General features: G+C 62.6%; 17 protein-coding genes and 1 pseudogene. 11 read left to right on the top strand and 7 right to left on the bottom strand.

Annotation, left to right across the window (positions count from 1 at the left end):
* Positions 1-284 precede the first annotated feature (284 nt).
* Complete coding sequence (locus tag QFZ42_RS09025) at positions 285-4205, bottom strand: hypothetical protein (protein WP_307700638.1); 3921 nt, start codon at positions 4203-4205, stop codon at positions 285-287.
* Positions 4206-4618: 413 nt separating this feature from the next.
* Between QFZ42_RS09025 and QFZ42_RS09020 the strand changes: the two genes are divergently transcribed.
* On the top strand, positions 4619-5653 hold the full coding sequence (locus tag QFZ42_RS09020) for an IS110 family transposase (protein ID WP_307700637.1): 1035 nt from the start codon (positions 4619-4621) through the stop codon (positions 5651-5653).
* Positions 5654-5957: 304 nt separating this feature from the next.
* On the opposite strand, the gene QFZ42_RS09015 is transcribed toward QFZ42_RS09020, so the two are convergent.
* The gene (locus QFZ42_RS09015; RefSeq protein ID WP_307700636.1) at positions 5958-6554 is read right to left on the bottom strand and encodes a plasmid pRiA4b ORF-3 family protein; all 597 of its coding nucleotides are present in this window, start codon (positions 6552-6554) and stop codon (positions 5958-5960) included.
* A 13-nt stretch (positions 6555-6567) separates the two neighbouring features.
* Positions 6568-7311: pseudogene (gene tnpC / locus QFZ42_RS09010) on the bottom strand (IS66 family transposase); the annotation flags it as partial.
* Between the two features lie 98 nt (positions 7312-7409).
* Here tnpC and paoC point away from each other — a divergent pair.
* Positions 7410-9626: an aldehyde oxidoreductase molybdenum-binding subunit PaoC gene (gene paoC, locus QFZ42_RS09005; protein ID WP_307700635.1), complete on the top strand. Its 2217-nt coding sequence runs from the start codon at positions 7410-7412 to the stop codon at positions 9624-9626.
* Between the two features lie 15 nt (positions 9627-9641).
* Here the strand turns inward: paoC and QFZ42_RS09000 are convergent, their stop codons facing one another.
* Together QFZ42_RS09000 and QFZ42_RS08995 are read right to left on the bottom strand one after the other, a co-directional pair.
* Positions 9642-10565: a LysR family transcriptional regulator gene (locus QFZ42_RS09000; protein WP_307700634.1), complete on the bottom strand. Its 924-nt coding sequence runs from the start codon at positions 10563-10565 to the stop codon at positions 9642-9644.
* A 72-nt stretch (positions 10566-10637) separates the two neighbouring features.
* Complete coding sequence (locus QFZ42_RS08995; RefSeq protein WP_307700633.1) at positions 10638-11582, bottom strand: AraC family transcriptional regulator; 945 nt, start codon at positions 11580-11582, stop codon at positions 10638-10640.
* Positions 11583-11724: 142 nt separating this feature from the next.
* Here QFZ42_RS08995 and QFZ42_RS08990 point away from each other — a divergent pair, with 142 nt between their 5' ends.
* The 5 genes from QFZ42_RS08990 (at position 11725) to QFZ42_RS08975 (ending at position 15842) form a co-directional block, all read left to right on the top strand.
* On the top strand, positions 11725-12450 hold the full coding sequence (locus tag QFZ42_RS08990; protein ID WP_307700632.1) for a putative quinol monooxygenase: 726 nt from the start codon (positions 11725-11727) through the stop codon (positions 12448-12450).
* Positions 12451-12474: 24 nt separating this feature from the next.
* The gene (locus QFZ42_RS08985) at positions 12475-12897 is read left to right on the top strand and encodes a DUF1330 domain-containing protein (RefSeq protein ID WP_307700631.1); all 423 of its coding nucleotides are present in this window, start codon (positions 12475-12477) and stop codon (positions 12895-12897) included.
* A gap of 36 nt (positions 12898-12933) precedes the next feature.
* Complete coding sequence (locus tag QFZ42_RS08980) at positions 12934-14211, top strand: SGNH/GDSL hydrolase family protein (protein WP_307700630.1); 1278 nt, start codon at positions 12934-12936, stop codon at positions 14209-14211.
* 1020 nt (positions 14212-15231) lie between these two features.
* Complete coding sequence (locus tag QFZ42_RS28305) at positions 15232-15636, top strand: Arm DNA-binding domain-containing protein (protein WP_373423323.1); 405 nt, start codon at positions 15232-15234, stop codon at positions 15634-15636.
* 38 nt (positions 15637-15674) lie between these two features.
* Positions 15675-15842 carry a hypothetical protein gene (locus QFZ42_RS08975; RefSeq protein WP_307700629.1) on the top strand — a complete coding sequence of 56 codons (168 nt, stop codon included), beginning with the start codon at positions 15675-15677 and terminating at the stop codon, positions 15840-15842.
* Between the two features lie 61 nt (positions 15843-15903).
* Here QFZ42_RS08975 and QFZ42_RS08970 read toward each other — a convergent pair whose 3' ends face one another.
* Complete coding sequence (locus QFZ42_RS08970; protein ID WP_307700628.1) at positions 15904-16602, bottom strand: ArsR/SmtB family transcription factor; 699 nt, start codon at positions 16600-16602, stop codon at positions 15904-15906.
* Positions 16603-16677: 75 nt separating this feature from the next.
* On the opposite strand from QFZ42_RS08970, the gene QFZ42_RS08965 reads away from it, so the two are divergent.
* Together QFZ42_RS08965 and QFZ42_RS08960 are read left to right on the top strand one after the other, a co-directional pair.
* On the top strand, positions 16678-17061 hold the full coding sequence (locus tag QFZ42_RS08965; protein WP_307700627.1) for a RidA family protein: 384 nt from the start codon (positions 16678-16680) through the stop codon (positions 17059-17061).
* A 633-nt stretch (positions 17062-17694) separates the two neighbouring features.
* Complete coding sequence (locus tag QFZ42_RS08960) at positions 17695-18750, top strand: hypothetical protein (RefSeq protein ID WP_307700626.1); 1056 nt, start codon at positions 17695-17697, stop codon at positions 18748-18750.
* 556 nt (positions 18751-19306) lie between these two features.
* Here QFZ42_RS08960 and QFZ42_RS08955 read toward each other — a convergent pair.
* Positions 19307-20095 carry a DeoR/GlpR family DNA-binding transcription regulator gene (locus QFZ42_RS08955; protein WP_307700625.1) on the bottom strand — a complete coding sequence of 263 codons (789 nt, stop codon included), beginning with the start codon at positions 20093-20095 and terminating at the stop codon, positions 19307-19309.
* Positions 20096-20354: 259 nt separating this feature from the next.
* Here QFZ42_RS08955 and deoC point away from each other — a divergent pair, with 259 nt between their 5' ends.
* Together deoC and QFZ42_RS08945 are read left to right on the top strand one after the other, a co-directional pair.
* Complete coding sequence (gene deoC / locus QFZ42_RS08950; protein ID WP_307700624.1) at positions 20355-21443, top strand: deoxyribose-phosphate aldolase; 1089 nt, start codon at positions 20355-20357, stop codon at positions 21441-21443.
* A gap of 4 nt (positions 21444-21447) precedes the next feature.
* Positions 21448-23877, top strand: a complete 2430-nt coding sequence (locus QFZ42_RS08945; protein ID WP_307700623.1) for an aldehyde dehydrogenase family protein — start codon at positions 21448-21450, stop codon at positions 23875-23877.
* Positions 23878-23979 lie beyond the last annotated feature (102 nt).

The raw sequence follows: 23979 nt of genomic DNA, 5'->3' as shown, positions 1-23979 counted from the left end.
ATGTTTCGATCGCGGGCCTTTCGATCATCATCAGATCCAAGCTCCCGTGCTTGAAGAGTTTCATGCCTTTAGGGAACGAGCATCGCGTCCGCCCCTCACTCCTAAGCTACTTAGTGAATGACTAGCGGCATACTCGAGACTTCGAAGTCACCCGCCCCAACATCGTGCTTTTGCAGGGACCGCAGGTCCCATGAAGCATCAGCAAGCCACGGCGTTCTGCTCCCTTGCAAGCGCTTGCAAGCATTCCGTGCAACGGCTTTCAGCGGGCACAGCGACCAAGCACGTCATACGCTCTTGTTCGTCAGGTCGAAAGTGGCAGAGCCATAGGCATCCATCACGCTCGCGCTGACCTTGTAGAGGCCGGGGTATGCGTTTGCGACAAATGGAGACGCCGTCGCTTGCCCGTCCTTATCTGTTGTCACTGTCGTTGAGAACGACGCACCATTGGCAAATCCGCCGGTTGCGGCAGTCGGGGTTTCCTGCGGCGGTGCGATGAACATCACGCGCACCCCGGGCTTCTTGGGACTGAGCGTCACCCGCATCGGCGACGTGAATGGTTTGCCGACCGGCGCGCTCTGATTGTTCCCGCCGTCGACAACCAACGAGTATTCATCCTTGCGCATGCCCTCGAGGCGGAAAAGGGCGCCCACAAAATCTGCGACGATATTCACCGGACCGGCCTTCGCCAGCCCGATAAACTTGCCCCAGCCTGGCTTGTCGATGGCCCAGCGGAGGATCTGAGTTGTTGGTGACATGGCAATCAGTCCACACCCAATCTTGTACTTCAGAGGCGTCGAAGGGACCGCGTGCCATTCCCATGCCATGGTCGCGTAGCTCGAAGCGCCGAGCAAGGTGCTAAACAGCAGCCCCGGTTTAAATGCGCCCCCATTGGAATAGTTTCGTAGCAGTGTATTGCTGGTCCATGCCAACGAGTTGTCAGAGATGGCAAGCGCCAATGGCGGTATCCAGCTCAGCATTTGCGCCGTCTGCGTAGGGTTGGTGGGATCGACATGGATGCTCAATGCTCCTGAGCTGTCGACATCGAAAAAAGGCAAGTTAACCAGCAGCATCACGGCTTCGTAGCCGGCTGCCAATCTCGCGAACCAAGCTTCGGACATTTTCCCGGTGTCCGATGCGATTTCGAACCCTGTATAGGTGATCTGCGCAAACGTTGGTACCAAAATCCAAATGTTCCATACTCCGGACTGAAACGCCTCGCCGACCACCCCTCTCGAGGAAACCAGGGGTGGCTTCGAAAGAAGCTTTCCCCCTGGGAAGGGTGCAGCGTTTACGCCCATGGCCAGCTTGTAGCCTACGGTGACGGGAAACGCCATCAGCAGACAGACAAGGCTGCCCATCGAGGGCCGCTCCACCGGCGCTTGCGGCCTGGCCGAACGCTGGATCCAGTCGTACACAGGTTGCAAAGGACCAAGATCGATCGGTGCGAACAGCACGCTCTCGATCTCGTCCAGCGTCGCAATGACCATCGCGAGCATCTGGTGGACCACAGCGTCGCAGGTCTGCAGCGTCGCTTTGATCAGGTGCTCAAGGAAGTCGACGAGCACTTCCAGCTTCTGCTCGGCCAGAGATTGAGGATTGTTAGGATCCAGGACAGTCGAAAAGAGCTGGAAGAAATCCTTGCCCGCGCTGGCGAAATTTCCTGCCGCGGGGGATTGCTTCCATGCTTCCTGCAGCGCCTCCCAAAGACTTTCGTGAGCCATGCGGGACTCCAGCGCGGGGAGAGCCGCAGCATGGGAGCCCACGCGTGACATTAGCCAGTTGCTTTGGGGATTGTTCTTCATGTCGGCGAGGCTCACTGCGGATCCACCGGCACTGCCGGCCGGAATGCCTTTTGCAGCGACTGCTTCGACACTGCTTATCGTCCGATGCGCAAAGGTAGATCGCAGGCCTGCGAAAGCTTCGGTAACCCTCTGCTCCAACGATTCGAAGGTGCCATGCGAGAGCCCCTGGAACATGACCACGACCTTCTTTGCCTCTCGCGGGAGCTGCCGCAGACCGCTTTCGAGTGCAGTCTTCGTGTCCCAGATGTCGCTGAGATTAAAGAGCGCCTTCAGCCAATCAACGAGACGCGATACGCCGGCATCGATCGCCTGGAACAGAGCCTCGACCACCCGTGCAGCATCCTCGACCGCCCCCAGGACGAATCGGCCAAGTTCCACCAGCTTGTCGCCAATGTAGATGACGATCTGCGCCATTCGGCTCACCCCGTCGACGACGATCTGAGCGACGCGCACGACACCGGCCTTAATACCTGCCCAGACCTCATCCGCCCAATCCGTGAAGTCCTCCCAGCGCCCTCCGTAGCGTGGATCGGCGCGCAGGAGATCCATCGCAGATCCCAAGGTCTGCGGCGTGACAAATGCACCATAGGCGGGACGGGTGGTGTCGAAGGTTTGGAAAGCGAAGCCGGCTATTCGCCTCGGTCCTTCATGGCCAGCAACAGCGCGCAGTGGCGGCGTTTTGCCGCCTGCGATCGCGAACGTATCGGTGCATGCAACGGCGATCTCGTCAGGAGTGAAATTGGTCCATTTGGGTACCAAGGGCTTGCCGCCAACATGGGCAACTGCCAGTGCGGAGCCGTCGAGACGACCGGCCTGACTCGGCAGGGTGTCCGTGCCAGCCAAGTAACGGTGAACCCCAGCACCTGGACGGATGGCTGCACCAGCAGCCATGCCGACAGCGTTGACGTAAACCGCCGGTGGCGTCAGCCCCGTGCCAGGAACAGACAAAGTGAGCGTCCCAACCCTGTCCGTCTTCAATGTGACCGACTTCTGGGGGCCTACCAAGTAGGAGACGCCGCCAACCTGTATCTCGATCGTGCTGGCTGCCGAGATCGTGATGTCCTGATCCGGAAGGGCACGACCGTAGCCATCTAGCAAGGTCATCTCACTGACGTAACGGGTCACCAAGTGCAGTACACCGGTGGATGGCAGCCGCACATGTTCCTCATGCATCTCGCCGGTGGACAGTTCCTGGGTGACGAGTAAGTTGGCTTCACCGACGGCCGCGCCCTCAATTCGAAGCAGTTGGGAAGGCCGTTCGTCAGGGAATGTGTCATACACAATCGCCGCGACCTTCGGACGCACCGGCACAATGATGGGGGTGATTTTCCCGTCCGGTGCGAGGGCCTGCGCCCAGATCGGCATCTGCCCGCCGAGCCCTGTCGCCGTCCATCCAGTCTGATTCAGGATTTGAAGAGTACCCTTCTGGTCGATACTGTATATGTGCAACCGGGCACGGCTGTCTTGCCATGCAGCGGCGCGGACGGACACTAGGCCAGGTACCTTGAAAACTGCGATGCCTTGTTCATACTGAGGGGCACAGGCGAACAGATTGGCTTCCTGAGCGGCGCTAGACATGACCAGGCAGCCGACACCTGTACTCGGAGTATCCCAAGCAGAGATGAGTGCTTCAACCTTCGACTGAATCGCGATAGTTGACACGTCAACCACGACCATCTCACCAAAGCTGCCGAAGTCAAGACCATATCGAGTGACTGTTCCGTCCAAGAGAGCGTAAACAGACAAGGCCCCCGCGCCCATCTGCTTATGCGAAAAGCCAGCGATAAAGTCTGTAAACCGCGGCAACGGTTTAGAGGCATGGCACGAGTTCCAGCGGTCCGATGTGTCAGTTATCGATCTGCCAAAAAAGCAGCGTAGCTCGTTGCCTACAGGGTCGATGCCGAACACATAAGCCTGTATCGGGCGATCGCTTACGTAGAAGGTGCATAGCCGCCCCCATTTTCCAGTCGCACTACCTGGGGGGTTGGGCGATGGCTGCCAAGCTCCTGCCTTGAACTGCAGCAAAAATAGGTTGTCATCATCCGTCACGCAAGCAGCGAAGATCTCGGTGGCGCGTCCCTGCACGATGATCACGACCTCTTTGACCTTTGGCACATCTGCCACAAGGGTCTGGCTCCAGCCTGTGGTTGTGGCGTCGGTGCGCTGAAGATATGTGAGTGACCGATCGGTATTAATGACCAGCGCTTCACGACGCCCGGCGTGGGTAGGATTGGAGAACAACGCGATCTGATTGAGCCCATCTCCGTGAACCAATGCCCCCGCAGGTATGGCGTCCTGCATCAGCAGACTGCGCTCGGAAACAGATGAAGGTGCGGCTAGCACGGGATTCTCGACCGTAGTCGAGGGAAGGTCGTCAACCAGATCGTGTGAGTCTTTAGACATTGAATCCCCGTAGGTGGCAAACACTTGGGCGAATCTAGGCGCACGCGATTACACGCTGAAATCGCCGACTCGGGGTCACTATTCGCGCCCGGCAGAATTACCTAAAGTGCACAGGAGGCCAAAGGTTCTCTCTTCGGAGCCAATCCCACGCCATCTGCTCCTGTTGGGCGAGACTCGGTCAATGGCATTGCACTCCATGGCACGCATCCGAGCAGAAGGCTCACGTCGTACCGCGACTTAGGTTTGGCGAGGCAGTCCAGCGCATCGCCTCCCACCTCGCGACGGTCATGTGGCGATCAGTCCTGGGACATCGATCGACTGTAAGCAATGGGATGGACGCCCCCACCCGTACCGGCATTCGCGTGCCACAGTGGAAGTGTCACCAACCACTTGAACCGAAAGGGGCGTCCACCATGAAGATTACGACTGTTGGCATCGACCTTGCCAAGAACGTGTTCCAGGTCCACGGCATCGACGAGCATGGCAAGGCAGTGTTGAAGAAGCAGTTGCGGCGCGACCAGATGGCTGCGTTCTTCGTCAACCTGTCGCCTTGCCTGATCGGCATGGAGGCTTGCGGCAGCGCGCACCACTGGGGTCGCAAGCTGCAGAGCATGGGCCACACGGTGCGGCTGATGGCTCCACAGTTCGTCAAACCCTACGTCAAGACCAACAAGAACGATGCGGCCGACGCAGAAGCCATCTGCGAAGCGGTCGGGCGGCCTAACATGCGCTTCGTCCCGGTGAAGAACGTCGAGCAACAAGCAGTCCTGGCGCTGCACCGGGCCCGGCAGGGATTCGTACGGGCGCGCACAGCGCAGGCGAACCAGATCCGTGGGCTACTGGGCGAGTTCGGCCTCATCGTGCCGCAGGGTATCGGCCACATCGCCAAGCGTGTCCCCGAGCTGATCGAAGACGGTGCCAACGAACTGCCGGGTGCGTTCCGACTGCTCATCCAGCGGTTGCTTGATCACCTCAAGGAGCTGGATCGCCAGGTCGAGGAACTCGAAGACAAGATTCATGCATGGCATCGCAGCAGCGACCTCAGCCGCAAGCTGGCCATGGTCCCTGGCATAGGGCCGATCACCGCCAGCGCGCTGGTCGCATCGATCGGTGATGCGAAGAACTTCGACGGCGGCCGGCAGGTTGCTGCCTGGCTCGGCTTGGTTCCCCGGCAGCATTCCTCGGGTGGAAAGTCAAACCTGCTCGGCATGAGCAAACGTGGCGACACCTACCTGCGGACATTGTTGATCCACGGCGCGCGCTCGGTGATCTACCGCGTGAGCCAGCGGGCCGACGCATGCAGTTGGATCAGCTCAGTCGTCAACCGACGAAACAAGAACGTGGCCGCAGTGGCACTCGCGAACAAGAACGCGCGAATCGTGTGGGCGCTGCTTGCGCATGACAGGCAGTTCGACGCCAGCTACGTTCGCAGCACAGCGGTGGCCTGAGTCAGAGTAACCAGCAACAACAACGTCAGGGAGAACAAACCACCGATTGCTCAGGCGATCATGAAGTGATGGCAAGACAGGTCAGACCGTGGTTGGCAAAGCCCGCGCCGGACGAGGCACCCAGAGTGCGTGTAAGCGATCGAGGCGTCAACCAGCAAATCCCATCAGGGGCAGCGGCTCAAAAGGCCACGTCAAAGTCCGGATGTACGGGTGCAATCTTTACCTTCGAGTCGTTGCAGATTGAGAGCTTGGCATAGGGGGCGTCCATGTACGTCCGGCGAAGTCACCTTGACGCCAGACGATCTCAACGCAACTTGCGGATAGCTTTGTTGGCCTCGTTCAGGCTGAAGCCCAGCGGGTCGAAGGGGCCGCCCCACCAGGTCCACATGTCTTCGTGCTGCGCGTGCGTCGGATTGCGCAGGGCCTCGAGGAAGTCCATGTAGCCCGGCGGGCCGCCCACGTCCTCGGGCGGGCATGCGTTCTCGCCATCGATGCACATCGGCCACGTGTTCTTTCCTTCGACGGTGACCAGACGCTGCTCGACCACGACCGTGTGATCCCAGCCGTCTCCGAAGTCGTAGCTGTACCTGAACTGCTGCACGGTCGGCCCGAGCACATCGCCCACGGTGTATCGGCGCTCGTTGAGCATGTCTGCCTCGGGCCACTGCGGGTCTGGCGTGCCGTAGCGTTTGCCCTCGATCGTGAAGTCGTGCAGATGGGTGTTGTTCCAGCCCATGGCTGCTTGGATGACCCGGTCGAGCTTGCCCAGTGTCAAGGTGTCCGGAACGAGGATACGTCGGCGGATGGTGGGCGCGATGTGCTGCAGCTCGACGCGCAGTCGGTAGATGCAGTTGGGCGTATTTCGACGCACAGGAGTCTTGGTGTTCGGCTTCGTGCTCATGCCGTGCAGCGTATCAGCCGCATGGACCCCAGCGATGGGGCAGCAACTCGGCAACGAGCCGCACCTTGTGCGTGGGAAGGCGCTGGAGAACGTCCTTGAGGTATGCGTACGGATCGAGCCCATTCAGCTTGGCCGACTGGATCAAGCTCATCCCCGCGGCCGCGCGCTGACCCGCCCGCAGCGAGCCCGCGAACAACCAGTTCGAGCGCCCGAGTGCGATCGTACGGATCTGGTTCTCCACCCAGTTGTTGTCGATCGGCAATTGCCCGTCGTCGATGTAGCGCGTGAGCGCGGTCCATCGCTTCAGGCTGTAGTCCAGGGCCCGGGCCAGCGCTGTGCCATCGGTTGCGCGAAGGCGGTGCGCGATCATCCATGCGTGCAGCGCATCGGCCACGGGCCGGGCCTTGTGCTGGCGGACCGCAAGGCGCTGCTGCGTGGTCAAGCCGTGCACCTCGCGCTCGATCTCGTAGAGCTCACCGAAGAACTTCATCGCCTGCTCGGCCACGGCACTCTGGGTGCTCGCCTGGAGCTCGAAGAACTTGCGCCTCGCGTGCGCAGCGCAGCCGATCTCGGTGACGCCCTGTGTGAAGCTGGCCTTATATCCAGCGTAGTCGTCGCACACCAGCTTGCCGGTCCACGGCTCGCTGCCCTGCTGCAGGAAGGCGCGGGCATGCTCCCCGGCGCGGCTGTCCCCGAAGTCATAGACAACAGCCCGGAGGTTCTCGAAGACTCCGGGGCAGTACGCCCACAGGTAGCTGCTGGCCGGCGCAAAGCCAACCTCCGAAAATGCGTTCAAACTTGTCCTGACTGAGCGTGCCATCGGCGCGGTTCTGGCGCAGACGAAGGGATGACACCTTGAAATTCGACACCCCTGCCGGCACCAACCCAATCGACCGCCTTCGTGTGGTTGGTCGCCCCGCCCACCGCATCGAAGGTCCACTGAAAACGACGGGTACTGCCAGATACGCTTACGAGTACCAAGCGCAAGACATCGGCGGCAAGCCGGCCTATGGCTTTGTGTTGGGAGCATCGATCGGGAAGGGGCGCATTGCTCAGATCAACGATGCGCGAGCCCGTTCTGTTCCCGGGGTGCTTGCGGTAATTACTGCAGCGAACGCCGGCAAGCTTGGCGTAGGAGCTTTCTATGTCGATCGAGCACTGGCAGGGCCCGACGTTGACCACTATGGACAGGCGGTCGCGATCGTCGTCGCCGAGACTTTCGAACAGGCGCGCGATGCCGCGTCGATGATCGATGTCCGGTACGTGCGAGCCGATGGGGCCTTCGATCTGGCAGCGGCCAAGGACAGCGCATTCACACCAAAGCCGGCGGCATTCGGTCCTCCGCCCCAAACATCGATCGGCGATTTTGAAGATGCGTTTGCCACTGCTGCAGTGAAGCTGGACGAGGAGTACACCACCCCCGACCAGTCTCACGCAATGATGGAGCCACACGCAACGATCGCCGCTTGGAACGGCGATCGTTTGACCTGCTGGTGTCCCATCCAACAGCTCAACTGGGGTGCACGCGACCTCGGTTTGATACTGGGCATTCCCAAAGAGAACATCCGGATGGTGGCGGCCTACATCGGCGGAGGGTTCGGCGGCAAAGGCACAGTCCTGGCCGACACCGTCTCGGCAGCGCTCGCGGCGCGGGCCGTGGGCAGGCCGGTGAAGGTGGCGTTGACCCGTCCTCTGGTTTTTAACAGCACAACGCACCGCCCTGCGACGATTCAGCGGCTGCGCATCGGCGCGACGCGTGATGGAAAAATCACGGCCATTGGCCATGAGAGCTGGTCCGGAAACCTGCGCGGCGGGCGTACGGAAGCGGCCACGGCGTCAACCCGCCTCTTGTATGCCGGCGCGAACCGCATGACCCATCTGCGCCTTGCCGTGCTGGACCTCGCGGAAGGCAGCGCCATGCGCGCACCCGGCGAAGCACCGGGCATGATGACTCTCGAGATCGCCATGGACGAGATGGCTGAAAAGCTCAAACTGGACCCGGTCGCTTTTCGCATTCTCAACGACACTCAGTTCGACCCCGAGCAACCTGATCGGCCGTTTTCCACACGGCAGCTGGTGCAATGCCTACAGACCGGCGCGGAGCGATTCGGCTGGAGCATGCGCCAGGCGATCCCTGCACAGGTCAGGGACGGCCGATGGCTGGTGGGGATGGGAGTGGCCTCAGCGATTCGGGGCGCACCTATCGCAAGATCGGCCGCACGCGTACGGCTGGACAGTCGCGGCATCGTCACCGTCGAAACCGACATGACGGACATCGGCACCGGCAGCTACACCATCATTGCGCAAACCGCCGCAGAGATGATGGGCGTGGCGATCGATCGGGTGGTGGTCAGGCTGGCTGACAGCCGCTTCCCGGAATCGCCAGGTTCTGGCGGGCAGTGGGGTGCAGCGTCTGCGACCTCCGGCGTTTACGCCGCGTGCGTCAAGTTGCGTGAGGCGGTGGCTGCACGGCTTGGTTTCAGCGGGCCGGAGGTCGTGTTCGCGGACTCTGTTGTCCAGTCGGGCAATCGCAGCCTCCCACTTGCCAAGGCCGCAGAGCTGGGCGAGCTCGTAGCCGAGGATGAGATCACCTACGGCGAATTGTCCAAGCAGTACGCCCAGCAAACTTTTGGCGCCCACTTTGTCGAAGTGGGTGTGGACGACTTCACCGGCGAGGTACGGTTGCGACGGATGCTCGCAGTGTGCGCAGCAGGCCGGATCCTGAATCCGATGACGGCCCGGAGTCAGGTGATCGGCTCGATGGTTATGGGCGTTGGCGCTGCATTGATGGAGCACCTCGTCGTCGACAAGCACGTCGGCTGCTTCATCAACCACGACTTGGCCGGGTATGAAGTGCCTGTGCACGCCGACATTCCGAAGCAGGACGTGATCTTTCTGGATGAGATTGATGCCACCATGTCGCCGATGAAGGCCAAGGGGGTGGGCGAACTCGGCCTCTGCGGCGTGGCAGCCGCCATCGCCAACGCGATCTACAACGCGACTGGTGCAAGGGTGCGAGACTATCCGATCACACTCGACAAAATCCTCGAGAAGCTTCCGGCGCAAGCCTGAAATTGCTGCGACTGCCTAACCCGGACTCATGAGCAACGCTTGCAGTTCGGTCCGCAAAAAGTCGACGACCACCCGCACCCGACTGGGAAGGTGCTCGCGCGACGCATACAACAGCCACACGGCGTTGTCGAAGTTGGTGGACGTGATTTCGTGCAGCGGGAATAAGTCAACGAGGCGGCCGGCATCAATGTCCGGCTGGACGAGCCAGTCTGCCAGCAGCACGGGACCCAATCCATCGAGGGCGGAGCCCAGCAACGAAAGGGACGAGGACGCTGTCAGCCAGCCGCCGATCGGCACCTCTTCAACCTCTGCTTGCACTGCATTGCGCTGGCGGAACGACCACGTGCTGCTGAATCCCGGTAGCGCGATGCGCAGGCAATCGCGATGCGAGAGATCCGCCGGCAGTTCCGGACGTCCGTTCTGCGCGATGTAGCCCGGGCTGGCGCACACGCGAAACCGCAGCGTGCCAAGTCGGACGCCAACCAGGGATTCGTCAACCGACGGGCTTTGACGCAAGGCCACGTCGACCTGCTGGCCAATGATATCGACGACCAGATCGCTGAATCGCAGTTCCAGTTGAAGTCCGGGATGTTGTCGATGAAGCTTTTCCAGGAGCGGGAGAACGAGCTTCTGACCCAGGGCTAGGGAAGCCGTCAGTCGCACGAGTCCGCGGATTTCGCCTGTGCTCGCACGCGCATCGTCCGCAGCTGCGTCGAGCTCGTCCATGAGCGTGCTGACGCGACGGAAGTACGCGGTGCCCGATTCGGTCAGGGTGACCTTGCGCGTGGTGCGGTGCAGGAGCCGGGTGCCGAGGTCGCTCTCCAGCGCAGCGACCGCACGGGTGACTTGGGAGGAAGCCAGGTCCAGCCGCCTTGCCGCACGCGCGAAGCTGCCCTGACGGACCACCTCAATGAAAGTTCGCAGATGCTGGGTGTCCATAGCGCTTGCGGAGAAGGGACATGGCCGTATTGTTACGCAGCCCAAGGTACCGGGTGTGCAAGCCAAGGCCAGCTAAAGAGCCGCGTCGCCCCGGGCCTTCTGCCGAAGATCCTGCACATCGCGCCGCGGTGGCGCGCCGAACAGGCGGCCGTATTCGCGGCTGAATTGCGACGGGCTCTCGTATCCCACCTGGAACGATGCGCTCGAAGCATCCAAGCCTTCTGCCAGCATCAGCTTGCGCGCTTCGTTGAGGCGCAGCCATTTCTGAAACTGCAGCGGACTCATTGCCGTCAAGGCACGGAAATACCGATGAAACCGCGATGGGCTCATCTGCACATGGGCAGCAAGCGCCTCGATCCGCAATTGCTCCGCGAAATTCTGCTTCAGCCATTCAATGGCGCGTGCGATGCGCTGGTTTTGGCTTCCCACCGACGCCATCTGCCACAACTGCGCGCCCTGCTCGCTCATCAGCAGGCGATAGAAGATCTCCTTGCGCATCAGCGGCGCAAGCACCGGAACGGCTCCCGGGTCGTCCAGCAGTTCCACGAGCCGCAGAAAGAGCTCGAGAAATTTCTCCGTCGTTTCGCCCAGGAGCAAGCCCGGCACCAGGCTCGCCTGCCCCGCCAACGCCGGAGGCTCCGCTTGAATGACAAGCTCAGCGATGCTGCGTGCATCCAATTCCAGCACCAGGCTCAGATACGGCCGGTCGGGATGCGCCTCCACCGCCTGCAACACAACCGGGAGGTTGAGCGCTGCAAGAAGAAAGCGGCCACTGTGGTAGCTGTAGGTATGGCCTCCGAGCAAAGCGCGCTTAGCGCCCTGTACCGTCAGCGCGATGCTCGGCCCCACCATGCAGTTCATGGGCTCTGTCGGCACATCGTGCCGGTAGAGCGTCAGTCCGGGGATGGCCGTGGCGACTTGCTCGGCACCGTCCGTCCAGCGCGCGATGCGGTGTGCCAGCGCGGCTCGCAAGACTTCGAACTTTTCGGGCTGGACACTGGGCCGCTTTTGATTCACTTCTTTCACTCCAAGGGCTGAGAGGTCTATGGTAGGACGTACCTTCCGGTTGGCCACCCGTTGCTTGCAACGGAGGTCGGATCAGGCAAGAACTCGCGCGGATCTATCTATCGAGACTGTGGTGCTTGCGCCAAGATGCCGCATGCCGTTCCCGAGCATTCATCCCGCCAGGCACTTCTGGAAGCTGACACTATTCGGCACATCGCTGCTGATGCTGTGCCAGACCACGCTCGCCCAACCTGTCCTGACACCGCTTGTGCGATTCGCCGAGCTTGAGATCGATCAAGCGCGGCTTGATGACTTTGGCAAGGCCGCCCGTCAAAACGCCGAGGCCAGCCTGCTGGAGCCCGGGATCCTCGCCTTCCATACCGCCGCTGAAAAGGACAACCCCGGTCGCGTGCGAGTGCTCGAGATTTATGTCGACGCACAGGCCTACAGGACCCATGTACAAACGCCTCATTTCCAGAAGTTTCGCGCGGAGACCGAGGCGATGATATTGCGCCGCGAACTGCATGAAGTCGTACCCGTGCGCTTTGGAGCGAAGGCAAGCCTGAGTGGCCAGCCGCTCGTGCGCGTGGCGGAACTCACGATCGATCCAGCCCAGCTCCAGGCCTACAAAGACGCCGTGATGGAAGAAATCGACACGTCGGTACGTACCGAGCCGGGCGTGCTGGGCATCTATGCCGTCGCGCTGAAGGAGCAACCGATCCAACTGCGCTTCTTCGAGATCTACGCCGATGACGCGGCGTATCGGCAGCACATCGAATCACCGCATTTCAAGAAGTACGTCGAGACCACCAAATCCATGATCGCTTCGCGCAAGCTCATGGAGGCGCAGCCCATTGCCCTCACCCTTCCCTCACGCTGAATTCACCACACTACGCTTCCATCCATGATCTCTTTCACCCATATCAGGAGCCTGCAGATTGCCGCCTTTGCCGCCGTCGTCCTGAGCGGCTGCGCAGTGGATGCCGTGCACACGCAGGGTTCTGCCGCCAAGGCACCGGCCTACTACGTCTCGGAATTCGAGGTTACGGATCCGGAGGGCATCAAGCCTTACAGCGCGCAAGTGGACTCGACCTTCAAGCCCTTCGGCGGCTACTACTTCGTGCGGGGTGGGCAGGTCAGATCACTGGAAGGCGAGCCTGGCAAACGCCTCGTCATGATCGCCTTTCCCAGCCTCGAGCAGGCACAGGCCTGGTACGACTCACCAGCGTACCGGGCGATTCGCCCCATCCGCTTCAAATCGGCGAAGTCGCGCGTGTACATCGTCGAGGGCGCTCCTCCGCCCGTAGCAGAACACGTCCTTCGGTAGCGGGCTAAGCAAGAGAAAAAGACGAAAGCATCGTCCATGAAACCATCGAATCAGCCTGTGCGGCCTCCGGAACGCCGCGTGTTCCTCAAGACGCTGAGTGGCGCCGCGTTTGCCGCAAGCGCGCTGTTCGGCTGCGCCAGCTTCGACACCCCGCCATCGAAGCCGCATGCAACGTGGACCGCATCGCCATCGGACTACAACGCCGTTCCCAGCACCACCGGCGTCGCTCTTATTCCCGCCACCTTCACCGACACGACATTGCGCCAGACGATGACGACGTCGCTCGGCGGCGACCGAGTGCGTGTGCGTTTCTCGCACCTGTTCGGCAAGAGCACGCTGCGCATCGACGGTGCGCACATCGCAGGCAGCGCCGGCGGCGCGGCCATCGAGCCCGCCTCGGACCGACCGATCACGGTCGCGGGACAGCCTTCATTCAGCGTGCCGGCAGGGTCAGAGAGGTGGAGCGATCCTGTGGCCCTCGGGCTGCCCGCGAACGCCAGCGTTGCTGTGAGCATCTATGTCTCGGGTGCCACACCGGTCACGACCTATCACGCCCTCGGCCGGCAGACGACCTACGTGGCCAACGGCAATCAGCTCAGGGCTGCAACGGTTGCAGCCGCCAGTACGCAGCAGAGCTACTACTGGATCAGCGGCATCGACGTCTACAGCCGGCAGAACGCCAACGTGCTTGTCGCATTCGGCGATTCGATCACGGACGGCTTCAATTCCACGGTCGACGCGAGCAAGCGCTACCCCAACGTGCTGGCGCGGCGCTTCGCCGCCGAAGCCACGGCCACACCCGTGAGCGTCGTCAACGCGGGCATCTCCGGCAATCGGGTCCTGGCCGATACCGCCGGTCCCAAGGGCATCGGCCGCTTCGATCGCGACGTGCTCGGGCAAAGCGGCGTCACGCACACGATCATCATGCTCGGCATCAACGACCTCGGCTACTGCGGGCGATTCGGCGTGGCTCAATGCGTCAGTGCTGAGCAGGTCACCGCTGGCCTGGCGTCGATGGTCGCGAAGGCGAAGGAGCGTGGCGTGAAGGTCCATCTTGCAACACTCACGCCATTCAAGGGCGCCGCTTTCCCGGGCTACTACAACGACGAGGCTGAGCGCAAGCGCCAGACGGTCAATGCGTGGATCCGCGGCAATGCGGGCGTCGATGGCATCGTCGACTTCGACCTTGCTTTGCAAGACCCTGCCGATCCACAGAGACTGCGGCCAGCCTGGGACAGCGGCGACCATCTGCATCCCAATGATGCCGGCTACGAAGCGATGGGCAATGCGGTCGACCTGTCAAGGTTCAGATAGCGCCCGGAGACTTCGCTTGCGCGTCCGAGGGGTAGGCTGAGGACCAGAGCCTTGACAAGACATGCGCAGCCGCAACGTGCTTCCCTCGCGTGGTGCGTGTGCGTGTGCGTGTGCGTGTGCGTGTGCGTGTGCGTGTGCGTGTGCGTGTGCTTATGGCATACCGGTTACCGACAAGAAAATCCTCTCAGACGCCAGCGAAGGACGACTTCACAACGCCCCCCCACCCGATGATCGCTCATCAAGGCAAGCGGCATCGCCACGGCCGCCGCTTTGGCTGGGCGATCAGCGGCTTCGCTTCCGCACCGGAATGCTCAGCTTGCGATCAATCCAAGACGTACCGGATGCAACTGCGTCCGCGCTTGTCCGATGTCGGCCGATGCTCAGCGCATCGCACACCGCGCCGCCCGGAGGGATAGCCTTGCATACCCACCCCTCAGCGGCTCCCCAAAACGAGTGGTACCAGCGGATGTACAACGTCCAGCCGCGATGCTCGTGTCTAACGATCGATGAGGAGCTGAGAGAAGGGGCCGTCATGGCAACAGCTTTACCGCCCTGAACCACGCTTGGCTGGTCGATGGCACCCGCCATCGCTTTGCCCATTGCCCGACCATAGTGAGGCAGTGGAAGTAACCCAGTGATTGCCCCTTTGCGGCTTAAACGGGCGTTCAGCAGGCGCCGATCGGGAGCTGTCCGATAGGGAGAACCAGCGAGCGGCATTTCTGCAACACAAGGGACGCTTTACATTTTGTCGGTACTTCTGTCGGTATCTTCGAAGGCCATACTCAGAAAAACGAGGATTGATGCGGTCTAAGGCTGCATCTTCGATCCCCTCCGGGGGCCAATCCCAGTATTACCAAGCATCACGCTGTCTCAGAACCCGCTCGCTTCATAGGCGCAGCGGGTTTTTCTTTGCCTCAGGCTGTATCAAGCCATAAAACGTCTCATATCGGTAATTTGTCGGTATTTCTTCGGGTACCCGTGCAAGGTGCGATTTGAAGTACCGACAGCAAAGGATTGGCAATGCCACTGACAGACACGATCGCGAGACAGGTGAAGCACAAAGGTGCGGAAATCGGCGAGCGCTATGCCGACGGCGGCGGGATGTACTTGCGGGTCAAGGCACCGGGTAAGTATTGGCGGATGGACTACCGCTTCATCGTTCATCTATCCGGGGTTGGATGGCGTTGCCAAGGATGTGAAGGCTTCTTGCGAAACGATTCGAACGGGCTTCATCAAGGAATGATTGCGCCCGGTTCTACGGCAGCATGGTCCAACGGCTCAGAAACAAGCCCATGCGGAGGCACCGGAACATCAGCATGTATCAGGATCCCCGAGGTCAGCCGAGCCCCTTGGTCCTGCTCGATACGGCTTCTGCGGAATCTCACTCGGATGAAAGCGGCGATTGTGACAGCAGACTTCAGGTAGCGCTCCAGGTCGGAAGCGCACCACCGAGGGCCGCTCCCATGCTGAAGAAGACCCTGAATGCTGCAGACTTAGCACAGCAAATCGAGATGCACTACATGTGCCATTCCGACGTCGTGGGCAGCGGCTTGCTGGAAACAACCAACGCTTCGGGAGCTTGGCTCTTGCGGAGCAGGCCAGGTAAACCAGGCTGGCGACGCTGGTTTTGAGAAATCCGGTTGCCCGCGTAAGACCGGGAAATACCGACTTTTCGAATGGCGGGCACGCGCGTTAACCGGAAACACCCAGCTTGCGCATGAAAGCCGAATGTCCTTTGGGCGTGATGCTCACGACGCGAGACCGGGCTGTGCGGAGTACCCAGCCCTTCTCGACATAGAGATCCAGCAAGGCAGCGCCCAAGAAGCCGCCCAAGTGGGCGCGGCGCTGAGTCAAGTCAACGCAGCACCGGGCAAATGGCCGACGTCCTTTGGGACCATGGCTCACATCCACACCCAGTGCGGTCAATTTTTCTTGCCCGAGCCGTGTGGCAATGAACTCCTGCCCTTGGGCGAGCAGCCATCCTGCGTCGAGCATTGCCTGCAGCACCTGGACCGCCATTTCACCAGCAAGGTGGTCATAGCAGGTTCTGGCATGGAGGAACTGCGTTGGCATGGCGCGCACGAGCGATGCCTGACGAGGAACTCTCGGCCGGATCGACGCGCCGAAGGATGCCAAGCTCTCGATCAGGTGCGCGGCCTCGGCACTTGCGATCCGAAAGTAGCGGTGGCGGCCCTGGGCCTCGGCGGTCAGCAACCCGCCTTCCACGAGTTTGGCGAGGTGCGCGCTGGCCGACTGGGCAGAAACATTGGCCGCAAAGGCCAACTCGCCCGCCGGACGCGTTGTGCCATCGATCAGCGTCCAAACGATGGCAGCGCGGGCCGGGTCAGCGAGCAGGCTCGCAACATGGGGAATCCGGCTTGCGTCATTCATATTTCATTACACCGTGAAACGTGTGGCGGCCATATTGCCAACAATGAGTGCCGCGGTCCACAACGAAAGATGCGAATGAACGTTCCCCACGACATCGGGATTGCCAGCCAGATCGGCAAGTACGGCGACGCGGTAGAGGTTCCCGCAGCAGCCAGATGGTTGCTGACATCGGGCACGCCAGGCTTGGCCCTCGACGGGACACCGCCCGAAGATATCTCCGGTCAAGCAGAGCTGGCGTGGCAACACATCGTCGCGATGCTCGAACGCGCCGAAATGACGGTCAACGATCTGGTCAAGATCACTCAGTATCTGACCAGGGAGTCGGACATCGCTGCGTATGCCCAGGTGCGCAGCCGTTTTCTCGGCCACGCACGCCCGGCTTCCATGCTGCTGATCGTCCCTGCACTGGTCAGGCCAAGCTTTCTGGTTGAAGTTGAAGTCGTCGCTGCCAGAGCTTGATCCGAAGCGGATCGCACCCTACCCGAGAAGCAAGGAGGCTGCGGCCCGCTGGCATTCTGACGGAGTCGCTCTGATCGGCCATCTCAGTGTGGCCGCATCAACACTCCCGATGAATGCTTGCGCAATTTTGCGGATGGATATTCTGCATGCGGGTTGGCCATCACTGGCTTCCTGCACAACCCCATCCTAAGGCGGCACCTTCGTGCCGCAATGCCGCGCCAGAGAAGAAGCTCAGACGCGGATGTGCATCAGCCAAAGAATCGGCGAAGCTCGCGCCGGAGGCCTGCGGCTTGAACCTCATCCACCGTCGCCTGCACCTGTACCACCTGCGCAAGAACCGCAGCGTAGGCAGTGGCAACGGACGCCTGGAGTTCGCAAAGCGAATCCTTGGCGGCAGCCCGTCGTCGGGGCGACCTGGCTCCTGTGGAGAGATGAACAGTTCCACGTTATTGGTCATGCCGGATTATTGTCGGCGCGGCGCTGCAGGCCGGAAAACGTGACGTGGGACCCGCAGATGCTGCGCTGGTGTGATGCCAGAAGTTCACAGCCGGTCGGCTGGCGGCGGTTGGGGCGAGGTACAGCACAATCGGGCCGACAAGGCGCTCGAAGCCTGCCACCGGCTTTTCCACCTCGATGAAAGAACTTCCTCCGGATTTCCTTGCGACGCTGCGGCGACCGGTTCTGCGTGCTGCCGACCTGGACACGAAAGCCACCTTCTTCAAACGCGAGGAGGTGCTGGCGTTTTATTCCGAAGTCGCGAACGGGCCGCAGATGGACGATGTGCTGCGTGCCAGCGCTGCGCTCCTCCCCGATCTGCATCCGCACCGGGCCGCGCTGCTGGCACTGCTCTGCGGGGCACTTGTGGAGGACGGAGCTGATCCGCGCCTGGTCTTTTCCGCGGCGCGGCAATCGATGGGGCGCTTGCTGGCGTCGCTGGAGCCTTTCTGCGCAACGAAGCCACAGGAAGACGACGATGACGAGGAAGAAGGCTCCGATCTCGCCATCTGGCGAGCCGCCAATGCCGCGTTCGCTGCAATGCGGCGGGCGGATCGCTTTCAGGTCAAGGCACGTCAGCGCGCAGTCGACATTCTCGTGTTGCCGTTGATGGCGATGATCATGCGCGACGTGCGCAATCATCGGGAACTGTTGGCCGATGGCCCGCTCGCAGCACGTATCGAAGAGATGGCCGCGAGCGACACGGTACGCTTCGACCAGCTCCATTTTCTGCGCGATGCCACCCGGTTGGGCTACGAGGATGAACTTGCGGTGGTGCTGCCCACCTCGAGCACGGGGATGATCGTGCGAGCCCACGGCATCAACGACACCTTTCATGCGTTCTCGCTGTTGCAAGATCTGATGGAAACGCATGCCGCGGCGCTGGGCATTCAGCAGCCGCCCCGGCAACGGCGCGACGACGGAGACACCGATTCGGCGGCATACCTGTGGCTGCAGGCCACGGCTTTCACGAATGGAGACCTGACCGATCCGATGGCCTGGGCCTGGGGCGAAGGCGCGTTGAGCGACAACGCCCGCAAGCATGGCAAGCTGGTCCTCGTCGCGCTCGAGACGAACGACAAACCCGAGCGCACCTGGACGGGCTTCAACCGTGTGATTCACTCCGAGCAGAACGCACACGTGACGCTGACGCGTTTCCTCGCGCCCGAAGAGGTGGCTGCCTTCCTGGCCTGACACGCTCGTCGAGCAAAAAAAGCCCTCTAGGTGCGCATGTCACTCCCGGAACGTCACCGCCGAGTCCTTCGCCATCGCGCCTTCCGGGATGACCTAGCTCCAATCGGCCTCAAACGCCGTTTGAAAGTTGACGGGCTTCAGGCCCCTGTACTTGTGGTGCAGATATTCCGGCCACATCCACTGCAGGCACTCCCCTTCGCGCTTGGTTGAGCGCCCCGCGTCGATCGGATCAAACCCGATTTGCTCAAGAAGGGCTGCAATGCGGCGCGTGTTCCTCCCGTCGTCGCCACAAAACACGATCCTAGGACGAGGTGATCTTTCACGAGCTTCGAACACGCTCAAAAGCACCTCGCTGGGGGTTGCTTGGAATGGTGCAACGAGGTGCGACGCAGGAAGTCGGCGCGCCACGAACTCGGCGCCGGAATCCGTATGAGCGACCACCAGTTCAGTGTCGTGTCCTCATCGTTCATGCGACCGGATTCAGTGCTCAAGAACGCTGGAATGCGCCTAAGGTCAGGCTTTGCTATTTTTTCACAACCCAGGTCGTCGGAAGTGCTCATGTGATGCCATCCCGTGCGAACTCCACCGGCAGTTCCTTGAACTGCTTTTTCACAGCCGCGGCAGGCGCGCCGCCCACCACGATGCGCGCAAAAGCCTGGAGCGGGCTGAAGAATGCGGGTCTGCGCTTGCCTAGCTTGCTCTCGTCAGCGATGAGAAAACTCTGCGATGCGCTGCGTATGGCCGCCTGCTTCACTGGCACTTCATGAAAGTTGGAGCAGCTCGCGCCGCGTTCCACGTCCAGTCCGCCAGCAGAGACGAATGCCTTGTTCACGCCCAACCGGTTGAGGTATTGCAATCCTTCGTCCGAAAAGAATGTGGCCGATGACGAGTGGTACAGCCCGCCCATCAGCATCAGCTGCGTGTTCGGTCGTCGGCTCAGTACCGCCGCGATGTTCGTGGAGTAGCACACCACGCTCAACGGCATGCCGGGCGGCAACGCCTCCGCGAAATGGACCATGGTGGTGCCGCAGTCGATGAACAGGCTGTCGTGCGGCTGCACCCATTGGGCCGCGTGTTCGCAGGCCAGGCGCTTGTTGGCGGCGTGTTGGTCGCCGGCCTCGTCGAGGGAATAACGCTCGACGCCCGGCAACGTCGTCGCCAGCACATAGCCGCCGAGCGCGGAGAGCGGCGAATCGGCCGACGACAGGTCGCGGCGGATGGTCATCTCGGTCACCTCGAGACGCTGGGCCGCCTGCTTGATCGGCAGCGGCCCGCCGGCCTCGACGAGTTCCTGCATCTTCGCCAGGCGCACGGCCCGGGCCTCGGCTCCGGCGGTCTTTCGCATGTTCGGGTTCCTCCTGGTCCAAGCGCCCGAGTATCGGTCATCGCGGGGTTTTGAATGTTATTTCAAAAACATCTTGCCTGATTAAATGTTGTTGCTCTAACATCAACATCTACACGCCGCCGGCGCTGCACGACGGTACGCACGACGGACGACATCACCGCTGCGCCGCCGCGCGGCGCAGCACCGGAGACACACAAGACATGCCCTTTGCCTGCCCGCCGCACATGCGGCCCTTGCGCGCCACGGCGCCCATCACGCCATGACATCCACCTCCCTCGTTCGCAGCAGCGGCGCCGTGCGCTCGCGGCCGGCGCCGCCCGCCAGTGCCGTCGCAGCGCTCACCCCAGCGGCCCCGGCGGCCCCTGCCGCATCCACCGAAGCGCCTGCGTCGCCGCTCGCCGCCGCGCGCAACACCGCGCAGCCCTTCGACACCGGCTGGTTCGAAGGCATCCGCATCAACCTCTCGGCTGCCGAACGCCGCGTGGCGACGCTGCCGGGGCGCCGCTCCGTCAAGAAGGACGCGCAGGCCGGCTGGCTGCTCAAGGCCATCACCTGCATCGACCTGACCACACTCAACGGCGACGACACGGCCGAGCGCGTGCGCCGGCTTTGCGCCAAGGCGGTGACGCCTGTGCGCGCCGACCTGCTGGCTGCGCTGGGCCTTGCCGACCGCACTCTGCACACGGGCGCGGTGTGCGTGTACCACCGCTTCGTGTCGACGGCCGTCGAGGCGCTCGCGGGCACCGGCATCCCGGTGGCCGCGGTGTCCACGGGCTTCCCGGCGGGGCTGATTCCGCACGAGCTCAAGCTCAAGGAAATCGAAGCCTCGGTGCGTGACGGTGCCTCGGAGATCGACATCGTCATCACCCGCGAGCACGTGCTCACCGGTCAGTGGCAGAAGCTCTATGACGAGATGCGCGACTTTCGCAGCGCGGCCGGCGATGCGCATGTGAAGGCCATTCTTGCCACGGGCGAACTGAAGACACTGCGCAACGTGGCCAAGGCCTCGATGGTCTGCATGATGGCCGGCGCGGATTTCATCAAGACCTCCACCGGCAAGGAAGGCGTGAACGCGACGCCGCTGGTCACGCTGGTGATGCTGCGCATGATCCGCCAGTACGAAGCCCGCACCGGATTTCGCGTGGGCTACAAGCCCGCCGGTGGGGTTTCCACCGCCAAGACTGCACTCGATTACCAGGTGCTCATGAAGGAAGAGCTGGGCCGCGCTTGGCTCGAGCCCGACCTGTTCCGCATCGGCGCCTCCACGCTGCTGGCCGACATCGAGCGCCAGCTGGAGCACCACGTCACCGGCCGCTACTCGGCCTTCAACCGCCACCCGATCGGATGACCCGATGAGCAGCAGCCAGAACAACAGCAACAGCAGCGTCGCACGCTATTTCGATACCATGGACTACGGCCCCGCGCCAGAGAGCGACACCGACGCGCGCCAATGGCTCGCGCGCCATGCCGAGGGCTTCGGCCACTTCATCGACGGGCGCTTCACCACGGCATCGGCCGGCGCGCAGTTCGACACCGCCGAGCCCGCCACCGCCCAGCGCCTGGCCGGCATCGCGCAGGGTTCCGCGCAGGACGTGGATGCAGCCGTTGCTGCAGCGCGCGCCGCGCAGCCCGGCTGGCTCGCGCTCGGCGGCCACGGCCGCGCACGCCATCTCTACGCCATGGCGCGCATGGTGCAACGCCATGCACGCCTGCTCGCGGTGGTCGAGGCACTGGACAACGGCAAGCCGATCCGCGAGACACGCGACCTGGACGTGCCGCTAGTGGCGCGCCACTTCTATCACCACGCCGGATGGGCGCAGTTGCAGGAACGCGAGTTCGCCGACCAGGTGCCGCTGGGCGTGGTTGGCCAGATCATTCCGTGGAACTTCCCGCTGCTGATGCTCGCGTGGAAGATCGCGCCCGCGCTCGCGCTGGGCAACACGGTGGTGCTCAAGCCCGCCGAACTCACGCCGCTGAGCGCCCTGCTCTTTGCCGAACTGGCCGCCCAAGCCGGCCTGCCGCCGGGCGTGCTGAACGTGGTGACCGGCGACGGCGGCACCGGCGCGGCGCTGGTCGCGCACGCAGGCGTCGACAAGATCGCCTTCACCGGCTCGACCGACGTGGGCCGCCTCATCCGCGAAGCCACCGCAGGCTCGGGTAAATCGCTCACGCTGGAACTGGGCGGCAAGTCGCCCTTCATCGTGTTCGACGATGCCGACATCGACGCGGCCGTCGAAGGCGTGGTCGATGCCATCTGGTTCAACCAGGGCCAGGTGTGCTGCGCCGGCTCGCGGCTGCTGCTGCAGGAAGGCATTGCGGCCGACTTCATCGAGCGCCTGAAGCGCCGCATGCAGAGCCTGCGCGTGGGTTCGCCGCTGGACAAGGCGATCGACATGGGCAGCCTGATCGATTCCACCCAGCTCGAGCGCGTGCGCACGCTGGTGGCCGCCGGTGTGCGCGAAGGCGCGAGCTGCTATCAGTCACAGGGCGCGCTGCCGCCGGGCGGCAGCTTCTTCCCGCCGACGCTCCTGACCAACGTGCACCCCGCATCAACCGTGGCGAACGAGGAGATCTTCGGCCCGGTGCTGGTGACGATGACCTTCCGCACGCCCGACGAGGCCGTGGCACTGGCCAACAACACGCGCTACGGTCTCGCGGCCAGCGTGTGGAGCGAAACCATCGGGCTGGCGCTGGGCATCGCGCCGCAACTGCTGGCCGGCGTGGTGTGGGTCAACGCGACCAACCTGTTCGACGCGGGCGTGGGCTTCGGCGGCTACCGCGAATCGGGCTACGGCCGCGAAGGTGGGCGCGAGGGCTGCTACGAATATTTAAAGCCGCGTGCGTGGGCGGAGCGCAAGCCGCGCACCGCTGCTGTCGCGCTGGAGGCCGCGAACGAAGCGCCCCGGACGCAGCCCAGGCCTTCGACCACGATGCCTGCCATCGACCGCACGGCCAAGCTATTCGTCGGCGGCAAGCAGGTGCGACCGGACGGCGAGCTCTCGCACCCGGTGTTCGCGCCGAACGGGCAACGCGTCGGCGAGGTCGGCACGGGCAACCGCAAGGACATCCGCAACGCCGTCGCCGCCGCGCGCTCTGCCGCGAGCTGGTCGAGCGCCACGCCGCACCGCCGCGCACAGGCGCTCTACTATCTCGCGGAAAACCTCGCGGCCCGCGCCGACGAATTCGCCGCGCGCATCGCCAGCCTGACCGGCGTGGGCGCGCCTGCTGCGCAGGCCGAGGTCGAGGCCTCGGTGAGCCGCCTGTTCGCCTACGGCGCCTGGGCCGACAAGTACGAAGGCACGGTGCACGTGCCGCCGCTGCGCGGCGTGGCGCTCGCCACCGTCGAGCCCATCGGCGTGGTCGGCGTGGTGTGCCCCGACGAAGCACCGCTGCTGTCCTTCGTGAGCCTGTTCGCCCCGCTCATGGCCATGGGCAACCGCACGGTGATCGTGCCGAGCGAAAAGCACCCGTTGGTGGCCACCGACTTCTACCAGGTGCTCGAAACCTCCGACCTGCCGGCCGGCGTGATCAACCTGGTGACCGGCCCCACGGCGAGCCTTGTGCAAACGCTCGCCGAGCACGACGACGTCGATGCACTCTGGACCTTCGGCACGAAGGAGCTCTCGCGCAACGCCGAACGCCTGTCGGTGGGCAACCTCAAGCGCACGCTGGTCGACCACGGCCTGGCCACCGACTGGCACGACGCCGCCTCGGCCGAAGGCGCGCTGTTTCTGCGGCATGCCACCCACGTCAAGAACATCTGGATTCCCTATGGCGAATGAGCGCCAAGCGCCCAACGGCGCGAAGGAAACCAAGGGAAACCCCGGAATAGCAAACGTTTGCGCAAACGTTTTCTTTCTCTAAGATAGCTCAAAAGAACGACA

Source organism: Variovorax paradoxus (assembly GCF_030815855.1).
Taxonomy (GTDB): domain Bacteria; phylum Pseudomonadota; class Gammaproteobacteria; order Burkholderiales; family Burkholderiaceae_C; genus Variovorax; species Variovorax paradoxus_M.
This window is presented reverse-complemented; position numbering and strand designations above follow the sequence as displayed.